Source organism: Mesorhizobium sp. M7A.F.Ca.AU.002.02.1.1, assembly GCF_003998535.1.
Lineage (GTDB): Bacteria > Pseudomonadota > Alphaproteobacteria > Rhizobiales > Rhizobiaceae > Mesorhizobium > Mesorhizobium ciceri.
In genome coordinates, this window is record NZ_RZPB01000142.1 from 1 (window position 1) to 10412 (window position 10412).

10 protein-coding genes and 1 riboswitch are annotated in these 10412 nt (G+C 63.8%); of the genes, 4 read left to right on the forward strand and 6 right to left on the reverse strand.

Features of this window, described 5'->3' with window-relative positions:
* Positions 1-1063 (forward strand): cation:dicarboxylase symporter family transporter (locus tag EN879_RS11620; protein WP_127274064.1); only part of this gene is annotated, 1063 nt, incomplete at its 5' end.
* Positions 1060-1857 carry an amino acid racemase gene (locus tag EN879_RS11625; RefSeq protein ID WP_063167601.1) on the forward strand — a complete coding sequence of 266 codons (798 nt, stop codon included), beginning with the start codon at positions 1060-1062 and terminating at the stop codon, positions 1855-1857. The genes EN879_RS11620 and EN879_RS11625, both read left to right, overlap by 4 nt.
* Positions 1858-1863: 6 nt before the next feature.
* Here EN879_RS11625 and EN879_RS11630 read toward each other — a convergent pair whose 3' ends face one another.
* Entirely contained in the window at positions 1864-3219 is a 1356-nt protein-coding gene (locus EN879_RS11630; protein ID WP_127274065.1) for a glutamine synthetase family protein, read from the reverse strand.
* Between the two features lie 483 nt (positions 3220-3702).
* Between EN879_RS11630 and ftsZ the strand changes: the two genes are divergently transcribed.
* Complete coding sequence (gene ftsZ / locus EN879_RS11635; protein ID WP_063167603.1) at positions 3703-4737, forward strand: cell division protein FtsZ; 1035 nt, start codon at positions 3703-3705, stop codon at positions 4735-4737.
* A 57-nt stretch (positions 4738-4794) separates the two neighbouring features.
* Here the strand turns inward: ftsZ and fba are convergent, their stop codons facing one another.
* The 3 genes from fba to EN879_RS11650 all read right to left on the reverse strand — a co-directional run bounded on the left by fba (position 4795) and on the right by EN879_RS11650 (position 8025).
* Entirely contained in the window at positions 4795-5859 is a 1065-nt protein-coding gene (gene fba / locus EN879_RS11640) for a class II fructose-bisphosphate aldolase (RefSeq protein ID WP_013532928.1), read from the reverse strand.
* A gap of 164 nt (positions 5860-6023) precedes the next feature.
* A complete protein-coding gene (locus EN879_RS11645) occupies positions 6024-6497 on the reverse strand; it encodes a 6,7-dimethyl-8-ribityllumazine synthase (RefSeq protein ID WP_063167604.1) in 474 nt (157 codons plus the stop codon).
* A gap of 77 nt (positions 6498-6574) precedes the next feature.
* A riboswitch (FMN riboswitch) is annotated at positions 6575-6789 on the reverse strand.
* A 66-nt stretch (positions 6790-6855) separates the two neighbouring features.
* The gene (locus EN879_RS11650; RefSeq protein WP_063167605.1) at positions 6856-8025 is read right to left on the reverse strand and encodes an MFS transporter; all 1170 of its coding nucleotides are present in this window, start codon (positions 8023-8025) and stop codon (positions 6856-6858) included.
* A gap of 49 nt (positions 8026-8074) precedes the next feature.
* Between EN879_RS11650 and EN879_RS11655 the strand changes: the two genes are divergently transcribed.
* The gene (locus tag EN879_RS11655) at positions 8075-8614 is read left to right on the forward strand and encodes an Lrp/AsnC family transcriptional regulator (RefSeq protein ID WP_013532925.1); all 540 of its coding nucleotides are present in this window, start codon (positions 8075-8077) and stop codon (positions 8612-8614) included.
* 10 nt (positions 8615-8624) lie between these two features.
* On the opposite strand, the gene mtnA is transcribed toward EN879_RS11655, so the two are convergent.
* Together mtnA and EN879_RS11665 are read right to left on the reverse strand one after the other, a co-directional pair.
* Positions 8625-9719, reverse strand: coding sequence for an S-methyl-5-thioribose-1-phosphate isomerase (mtnA, locus tag EN879_RS11660; protein WP_013532924.1), 1095 nt, complete (start codon positions 9717-9719; stop codon positions 8625-8627).
* Positions 9716-10412, reverse strand: a 697-nt coding sequence (locus EN879_RS11665) for a phosphotransferase (protein ID WP_127274066.1), incomplete at its 5' end; no start/stop codon positions are given. The genes mtnA and EN879_RS11665, both read right to left, overlap by 4 nt.

Genomic DNA, 10412 nt, shown 5'->3' on the forward strand with positions numbered 1-10412 from the left:
GTTCCTGGCCGTGCTGGTGAGCGGCACCTTGTCGCTGATCCTGCAGCCGGGCCAGATCGAGAATCCCCAGTCGCGCATCGAGCTTGGCGAGTTCATCAATTCGCAAGGCAGCGTGTCCACCGATCTCGCCTTCCCGTTCCAGCCGCCGCCCTCCAATGGGGATCCCAGCGGCGGGCATTCGATCCTGCTCGACCTGGTGCCGAACAACGTCTTCAATGCGCTGGCCTCGGGACAGACCATCCAGGTTCTGCTGTTCTGCCTGCTTTTCGGGCTCGCGATGGGGAAGATTCCCCAGCCCTCGTCCATGAGCCTGACGCAGGCGCTCAACGCGGTCTACAGGGCCTGTACGGTGCTGACCAACTGGTTCATCTGGGGGTTGCCCTTTGCAACCTTCATCCTGATCGCGGACCAGACCGCGTCGACCGGAACCAAGCCGCTCACGCTGATGGGCGGTTACCTGCTGGTGATGGGTTTTTCCTGCCTCATATTCGTTGCCGGCGCCTTTGCCATTATCGCCATCCGGTCGCGACGAAGCTACTGGACGACGATCAAGACCTGCCAGCCCCTTCTCATGGTGGCCATCACCACACGCTCTACGGTCGCCTCGCTGCCGTGGGTCATCAACCTTTTGAGCGAGCGCCTGCGGTTCAGCCTGGTGGTCGTGGAACTGCTGGTGCCGCTGCAGGCGGCTTTGCTGCGTACAGGCCCGGCGCTGCTCTACACTTCGGGTGCGCTGTTCATCGCCCAGCTCTACGGCCATCCGCTTGCAGTCCCCGACCTCGTGCTCGTCGGCATCATCTCGGCGCTTCTCGCGCTCACCACCGGCGGCATGGGCAGCCTGCTCATCCTGTCGCAGATGTCCATCGTCTGCGGCTACCTGAAGCTTCCCTTCGAGGCGGCGTTCGCTTTGTTCGTCGCGGTGGATGCGGCCGTGGACACGTTCATGACGCTGGCCAGCGTCTGCACCGTCGCGGCGAGCACGGCAATGATCGCTCCCAGCCACAGGGAGGCGACACAGCCTGAAACCGTCTCGGAACAGCTCGAAGCCGAGCCTGCCGGATGATCGACGACAGCATCCGTCCCCAGCTCGGCATTATCGGCGGCCTGGGGCCGCTTGCATCGGCTGACTTCTACTTCAAATTGACCCGGATGACCCAGGCGTTCAGAGACAACGAACATGTGCCTGCCGTGATCCTCAGCGTACCGCAGCTGCCCGACAGGACCGAAGCCATCCTTGCCGGCCATGACGGCCCGCTGGCGCCTTTGAAAGCGGCGGTCGCGACGCTCAATGCGCTCGGCGTCGCCTGCGTCGCGATGCCGTGCAACACCGCCCATCATTGGTACGACCAACTGGCGGCGAATTCGCGCGCGGAAATCATCCATATCGGCGACGCCGTGGTGGCGGAGACGCGTCGTAGCCTGGAGCGGGGCCGGGTTGCTGTTCTCGCCACCCAGGGCACGCTGGTCTCCGGCTTCTATCAGGACAGGATGTCGGCGGCGGGATTTGAGCTCTGCCTTCCCTCGAACACCGAATTTCAGGCGTGCGTCGACAGCGCGATCAGCCTCGTCAAGGCGGGTTCGATCGCGGATGCGGCGGTTGAAACCGAGCGCGCGCTCGACATCGCGCAAGCGGCCGGCGCCGATGCCGCCCTGCTCGGCTGCACCGAACTGTCGGTGGTGGCCGCCAGCCTCAACGACGTGAATGGATTGCTCGTCATCGACAGCAATGCGGCCCTGGCGCGAGCCTGCCTGACGCGATTAGGGTTCGGTACGCAGGAAGCCCGAGGGCTGCCGACCGTATCGCGGCCGCCAGGACATGATTGGCCGATGCGCGGCAGCTTGGCCGTACTGGCGTAACCCGATCTAGGCGCTCTCGAGGTATGTCTCGATCTCGAAATCGCTGACATTGAGCGCGAACGTGTTCAGCTCCTGGCGTTTGCAGGCCACAAAGGAGTCGCGCAGGATGGCTGGAAAAATCTCCGCCACATGCGTCCCGCTCTCGAAGGCGGCGATCGCGGATGCCCAGTCCGGCGGCAGCTTTGCCGGCGGAAGTCCCTGGCCGTCTGTGCCGATCGGATCACCTGGCGACAACTGTCTTTCGATGCCGGTCAGCGCGGCGCCCAATATGGCCGCGAGCACCAGATAGGGGTTGGCGTCGGCTCCCGATACGCGGTGCTCGATACGGCGAGCAGCGGTCGGCCCGCCCGGAATGCGGATCGCGACCATGCGATTCTCATAGCCCCAGGCGACCGCGGTTGGCGCATAGGATCTTGGGCGCAGCCTGCGGTACGAATTGAAGTGCGGCGCGAATACCAGCGTGCTCTCGGCCATTGCCGCAAGCAGGCCACCGACTGCATGGCGCATGGTCTCCGAGCCCTGGTCGGTGCCGTCGTCGAAGACGTTGCGCTCTTCACCGTCGACCAGGCTGAAATGAACGTGAAAGCCGTTGCCCGCCCGGTCGCCATAGGGCTTGGCCATGAAGCAGGCGGCAAAGCCGTGCTTGCGGGCAATGCCCTTCACCGTGCGCTTGAACAGCACCGCATCGTCAGCCGCCCGCAACGCGTCCGCGACATGGTTCAGATTGATCTCGAACTGACCGACGCCGTTTTCGGCGATGGCCGTGTCGACGGGAATGCCTTGCGTCCGGCAAGCCTCGTAGACGTCATGGATGAAGGATTCGAAATCGTCGATTTCGTCGATCGACAGCGCCGCGTCGGAATCGAGCCGGCGTCCGGTCACCGGCGAGACAGGGCCGACCGGCCGCTGCGATTGCGGATCGACGAGGTAGAATTCGAGTTCCGTTGCCGCGACCGGGGTCAGGCCCAGGGCCTTGTAGCGATCGAGGATGCGGGCCAGCGCCCGTCGCGGGTCGCCGAGATAGGGCGCGCCGCTTTCGTCGGCAAGCCACAGCGGGACAAGTGCCGTCGGATGCGCCGTCCAGGCCACCGGCAGAATGCCGCGCCCGGTCCATTGGCACAGTCCATCGGCATCGCCGGTCGAGAAAACCAGGCTGTTGCCTTCGATGTCTTCGCCCCAGACATCCAGTCCGATCAGCGAAAAAGGCATGCGCAGCTTGCCTTCCAGCGCCTTTCTTGCCTGCTCGACGGGAATGCGCTTGCCGCGCATGATACCGTTGAGGTCGCACACCGCCGCCCTGAGGCTCTGGATGTCGGTTCTGCTTTCAAGCCAGTTCAAAACGTCCGCAATTGCATCGCTCAATTTAAAACCTCTGGTTTTCGAAGGTGCCGCAGCCTGACCGGCCGCACGTCCCTGGTAAAAATAGCTGGTGAGTTTTAGGAAAACAGACGTGGCTGTCGCCAAGCGCTTTTCCTTATTTTTTCAAGTCACTAGCTGGTATGTCGGGAGGCATTTCAAAACCAATTGCGCGATCTGCGATCGCAACATAGAGGTTGGAGGGCGGAATGCCAAGCACGAGACGGTAAACCAGCGCGCAGCCGCTATCGGCGGGAGCGGCGAGTTCGCTGCGGTAAGATCTGGCGCACGCAGCGCCCGAGCCACGCTGTGCAAAACGGTCATCACAAATCTTGACCTCGCATGCACTTGCACCTCTGGCCGCTGTCTGGCTTTTTGGGGTACCCATCGCAACGGACTGATTCGCGTCATGCCGCTCGATTGCAATATGCCCAAGGCAGTCTGCGGGTGGGTCGTGAAGCGCGCGCAATTGACGAAGGAGAAACAGGCATGGCCGAGTTCAAGAAGCCCGAAATCTCCGAGATGAGACCCAAGATCACCGTTATCGGCGTCGGCGGCGGCGGCAATGCCGTCAACAACATGATCGCCGAGCAGCTTCAGGGTACCGAATTCATCGCCGCCAACACCGACGCGCAGGCGCTGACTATGTCCAAGGCGACGCGGCTGATCCAGCTTGGCGCTCATGTCACCGAAGGGCTGGGCGCCGGATCGCTTCCCGAGATCGGTCGCGCCGCGGCCGAGGAATCGCTCGACGAGATCATGGATCATCTGGCCGGCACGCATATGTGTTTCGTCACCGCCGGAATGGGCGGCGGCACGGGAACCGGTGCGGCTCCAATCATCGCCCAGGCGGCGCGCAAAGCCGGCATCCTGACGGTTGGCGTCGTCACGAAGCCGTTCACCTTTGAAGGCCGGCGCCGCATGCAGATGGCCGAAGAAGGCATCGAGCGGCTGCGCGAGAGCGCCGACACGGTGATCGTCATCCCGAACCAGAACCTGTTCAGGATCGCCGATGCCAAGACCACCTTCGCCGATGCGTTCGTCATTGCCGACCGGGTGCTCTATGCCGGCGTCAGCTGCATCACCGACCTCATCGTCAAGGAAGGCCTGATCAATCTCGACTTCGCCGATGTCAAATCCGTGATGCGCGACATGGGCCGCGCCATGATGGGCACCGGTGAGGCTTCCGGTGAAGGCCGCGCGATGAAGGCGGCCGAAGCCGCGATCGCCAACCCGCTGCTCGACGAAGTGTCGATGAAAGGCGCCAAGGGCGTGCTGGTCTCGATATCGGGCGGCAGGGACATGACCCTGTTTGAAGTCGACGAGGCCGCCACCCGCATTCGCGAAGAGGTCTACGAGGATGCCGACATCATCGTTGGCGCCATCTTCGACAAGGGCATGGAAGGCCGCTTCAGGGTCTCGGTCGTGGCGACGGGCCTCGACCGTGCTTTTGGCGCCGAGGATGCCGACGCCGGCATCGCGCGCGACCACGCCGGTCAGCCGCCGGCGCGCACGCTTCAATAGCGTTCGGTAAACGGGCAGGGCGCTGCCGCGCTCCTGCCCTCGATACCAGCGTTCAGCTCAGCCGAACTTCGGGTCCAGACTGCCCGACTTGTAGCGCTTGGCCATTTCGGCGACCGGCAGCGGCTTGATCTTCTGCGCGTTGCCGGCGGTGCCGAACTGTTCGAAGCGCTCCTTGCAGAGCTTGCGCATGGCGGCCATGGCCGGTGTCAGATACTTGCGCGGGTCGAACTCGCTCGGGTTCTCGGTCAGCACCTTGCGGATCGCGCCGGTCAGCGCCATGCGGTTGTCGGTGTCGATGTTGATCTTGCGCACGCCGTGCTTGATGCCGCGCTGGATCTCCTCGACCGGCACGCCCCAGGTCGGCTTCATCTGGCCGCCATATTTGTTGATGATCTCCTGCAGATCCTCGGGCACCGAGGACGAGCCGTGCATGACCAGGTGCATGTTCGGCAGGCGGCGATGGATCTCCTCGATGACGTTCATGGCCAGCACCGCGCCGTCCGGCTTGCGCGAGAATTTGTAGGCGCCATGGCTGGTGCCCATGGCCACCGCCAGCGCATCGACATGGGTGTCCTTGACGAACTCGACCGCCTGTTCGGGATCGGTCAAAAGCTGGTCGTGGCTGATCGCGCCTTCGACGCCGTGGCCGTCTTCCTGCTCGCCGCCGCCGCTCTCGAGCGAGCCGAGCACGCCGATCTCGCCTTCGACGGACACGCCGCCCCAATGCGCCATGTCGACGACGCGCTTGGTGATGCCGGAATTGTAGGCGTAGTCGGCCGGCGTCTTGCCGTCTTCCTTCAGCGATCCGTCCATCATGACGGAGGTGAAGCCGTACTGGATCGCGGTGACGCAGGTGGCTTCGTTGTTGCCATGGTCGAGATGCATGCAGACCGGAATGTCGGGATGGATTTCGACCAGCGCGTCGATCAGCTTGGCCAGCACCACGTCATTGGCATAGGCGCGCGCGCCGCGGCTAGCCTGCAGGATGACCGGCGACTTGGTCTCCTCGGCGGCCTCCATGATGGCGAGGCCCTGTTCCATGTTGTTCATGTTGAAAGCGGGCACGCCATAGCCGTATTCGGCGGCGTGGTCGAGCAATTGTCTCAGTGTTATGCGAGCCACCCAATAGTCTCCCGTATCTGGTTTCAAGCGCAACGTCGCGGGCCGGCCGGTTTGCCGGTCGGCCCTTGATGCTTCTGGCGGGATTTCAAGGGAACCGCAACCTTCGGAGCGCTTCTCGATCGCAATTCTTGTTGCAGGGTTGAAATCCGGCCAGTTTGACGACCTCAGGCCGCGATCAGGTCCCGCGCCGCCAGGAGTTGCACGCAGGCGTTCGCCGCTTCCTTGCCCTTGACAGTGAAGTGCTCGAAGAAGAAGCGGTGGTGCTCGGCGCTGTCGTGGTAGTTGTGCGGGGTGAGCACCGCCGACAGCACCGGCACGCCGGTCGACAGCTGCACGTTCATCATGCCGTCGATGACAGCACTTGCGACGAACTCATGCCGGTAGATGCCGCCATTGACCACAAAGGCTGTGCCGAGGATCGCGGCATAACGGCCGGTCCCGGCCAGGGTCTTGGCATGCAGGGGAATTTCATAGGCGCCGGGCACGTCGAAGATGTCGACGGTGAAGCGCTCGTCTCCCAGAGAGGCCAGTTCAGCTTCGAAGGCCTGTACGCACTGGTCGACGATGTCGGCATGCCAGCGCGCGCGGATAACGGCGATGCGGGTCGTTTCATAGTCTTTATGGGAATGCTGATTCATGGGTCCATCCTTCCGTTTCGAACCAGAATCAGGACGCACGATACGGATTAAGCCCGCAAAAAGCGGGCCGGCTTCCGTTTCGTCCTCTTCCATCCGGACTGTAACCGTCGGCTCCGGAATCACACCGGATCTGCTGACCTTTCCACTAGAGCGCCACGCGTCCCTTGGACGCGTAAAGGACGCTCTAGCACTTAAGAATCCACGCATTGATGCGTGGACCGGAAAGCGCTCGCGGGCTTGGGTAGAAACCCTTACCGCCGGTGGGGACTTTCACCCCGCCCTGAGAACATTAACGGCTTTGTATGAAAGGGCAGGACGCTGCTGTCAACCGTGAGAAGGTTGGGCCAAGCACGTTCGACTACCGCGTGCGCCACGCCGCCGCCGATGCGGCGATCAGCATGAGCAGTGCTGCAACCATCACGCAGACAGCAAAGCCGAAGTTGGAATAAAGCGGCCCGAAGCTGGTGGTGCCGACAAAGACCGCGAGGTAAGTCACCGCACTGTTCAGCCCCATGATCGTGCCGCGCCGCGACGGATCGAGCGCCGACAGGCGCATCACCAGGACGTTCAGGCCGAAATGATTGGCCAGTCCCCAGATTGCCACCATGGTCAAGGTCAGCCCGAAACTGTCGCTCGTCGCCGCCATCGCGACGTAGACGACGGCGACAAGAAGATAGGCAAACGGCATGACGCGCCGCGCACCCAGTCTGTCGATGACGCCGTCGAGCAGAGCAGCGGTGCCGAAGCCTATGCCGTAGGCAAGCGCCGCCAGGCCATTGGCACTCACCGGCTGTCCAAGCCCGACATGAAGATGGTCGCCGAGATAGCCATAGACGCCGTAGAACGAAGTCATGAAGGCCGCGCACGCGACCAGCAGCGGCAGGATTCCGGGAATGCCGAGCGCTTCCAGCGGGGCGGGCGCCGGTCCGGCCTTCCTGGTGTCGCTGAGCGACGTCACTGTCAGTCCCATCCATGCAAGGGCCGCAAGCACCGCGACCGCCACGAAAACGGCGCGCCAATGCACAAGATCGGCAAGCACGGCCGACAGCGAGACGCCGGCGACCATGCTGAGCGTCCATCCGGTCAGCACGACGCCGATCGTGCCGCTCTCCCTGCCCGGTGGGGCGATGGCCGCCGCGCTGGCATAGATCGCCGGCATGGCGACGCCGGCGGCGATGCCGGCCAGCAGCTGTGCGGCGACCAGCATGATCACCGTGGGTGCCGCGGCGCTGGCGACCAGCGCCAGTGCCAACAGCAGCAGTGCGCCCTGCAGCATTCTGCGAGCACCGAGCCGGTCGATGTAGCGCGCCAGGAACAGCGCGCTGGCAGAGGTGCCGAGGCCGAACGCGGCCGCCGCAATCATCACGGCCGGCACGCTGGTCCCGAACGACGAGGCGACAGCCGGTGCAATCGGACCCAGCACCAGCGAGTTCGAGCCGATGACCGCGATGCAGCCCGTCAACAGATAGGCAAGCGCCGGGATCGGGGCTCGGGCAGTCAATGGTGCAAGTTGATCAATGTTCGACATATCGGCATAATGGCCGTATTCTATTCAGCGGAGAACCAGGAATTTCGCCATGGATGAAGAAACAGATGGCATTCTGCAGAACAGGCCGGCGGCCCGCGATCTCGACGCGATAGACCGAAGAATATTAGGTGTCCTGGTCGATGATGCCACGATCAGCTACGCCGAACTCGGCGATCGCGTCGGCTTGTCGCCACCGGCAGCGCATGAGCGGGTCAAACGGCTCCGGCGCAGCGGCGCCATCCGCAACACGGTCACCATCATCGATCCCCGGGCGGTGAAAAAGCCTTTGCTCGCCTTTGTCCATATCGACACCAGGGGCTGGGGAAAGACGCCGGAACTGATGGCGGTCTCGCAATATCCCGAAGTGGAGGAAATCCATACCGTCGCCGGCGACACCTGCATGCTGCTGAAGGTCCGCACCGAAGACACCAGGGCCCTCGAAGGCCTTTTGGCGCGCCTCTACGAAACGCCGGGCGTCACCTCGACGCGCAGCTATGTGGTGCTCTCGACCTATCTGGAGCGGCCGGTGCAGCCGGGTATCACCGAGACTTGGCCGACACCCAAGCACATGGCCGAGCCTCTGTACTAGAAGCGAGCGGCTACGCCCGCTCGGGAAACATCTGCTTCAGGCCCTCGCGCGAGGCCTTGGCGACACCGCGCTCGGTGATCAGGCCGGTCACCAGCCGCGCCGGCGTCACGTCGAAGGCCGGGTTGGCCGCCGGCGTCGTCTCAGGCGAAATGCGCACCTGGGCAATCTCGCCGGCGGCGGTCTTGCCCCAGACCAGCGAGACCTCGTCGGCCGAGCGTTGCTCGATCGGGATTTCGGCCAGTCCGTCATGCACCGTCCAGTCGATGGTCGGCGACGGCAGCGCGACATAGAACGGCACGTCGTTGTCGGCGGCGGCGAGCGCCTTGAGATAGGTGCCGATCTTGTTGCAGACGTCGCCGTCGGCGGTGGTGCGGTCGGTACCGACGATGACCATGTCGATTGCGCCGCGCTGCATCAGATGGCCGCCGGCATTGTCGACGATCAGCGTGTGCGGCACGCCGTGCCCGGCCATCTCCCAGGCGGTCAGCTGGGCGCCCTGGTTGCGCGGCCGCGTCTCGTCGACATAGACATGGACCGGAATGCCGGCTTCTGTGGCCAGGTAGATCGGCGCGGTCGCCGTGCCGTAATCGACCGTCGCCAGCCAGCCGGCATTGCAATGGGTCAGGATGTTGACCGGCTCGCCCTTCTGCTTGCGCGCCGCGATCGCCTTGATGATGGTGAGACCGTTCTCGCCGATGGCGCGGTTGAGGCCGACATCTTCGTCGGCGATCTCACTGGCCCGCCGATAGGCGGCTGCAGCGCGTTGTTCGGTAGGCAAAGGCCGCAGGAAGCGCCGCATTTCGTCCAGCGCCCAGCGCAGATTGATCGCGGTCGGCCGCGTCTCGTGCAGGGTCTCCCACACGGCGTCGAGCGCTGCATCCGACGCATCGTCGGCCATCTGCATGGCGACGCCATAGGCAGCGGTGACGCCGATCAGCGGCGCGCCGCGCACCCACATGTCGCGGATGGCGGTGGCGATGCCGGCAACCGTGCCGATCCTCTCGATGCGGAAATCATGCGGCAGCCAGCGCTGGTCGATGATATCGACCGAACGGCCATCGTCGCTCAGCCAGATGGTGCGATAGTGGCGGTCGCCGACGTTCAAATGCTGCTCTCCTGTTCGATCAGCGCGGCCAGTTGGTTGACCTCGTCGATGCTGTGGATCTGGCGCCGGTTGACGGCGAGGTGGCGGCCGAATTTCAGCGCCTTTGCTTCACAACTGGCGCGCAGATCCTCGTCGGCAATGGTCTCGAAATCGGCATTGTGAGCGAGACCGAGGATGCGCCGGTGCACTTCGACGCCGGCAAAGCCTAGCAGATCGGTCCAGATCTGGTGCAGCACATGGTCGAGCGCCTGCTCTGAGGCAAGGATGTCGCCCTGGTCCTCGAACAGGCTCTTTTGGTAGAGCATGCCGGTGCGCTCGCTGCGCCATAGATGCGAAAACTCGGCGCGGAACACCGCCCAGGTCTCGACCGTCACACCGAGCAGATAGGCGCGCATGGCGTCGCGCTTGCCCTTCTGTTCGTGACCGCGTTGCGAGAAGAAGGACATCCAGAAATTGGCAAGCAGCATGCCGACGTCGAAAGCCATCGGGCCGTAGAAGGCGAACTCCGGATCGATCATCCGGGTCTCCGTGTCGGTGACCATGATCGAACCGGAATGCAGGTCGCCATGCAGCAGCGTTTCGGCATTGGCGGCGAAGATGTGCTTCAGCCGCTGCGCCTCGACCTTGAGGTCGCGGTCGGCGCGCAGTTCGGCGACCAGGCCGTCGAGCTGCGGCGAGGTGTGCCGGTTCATC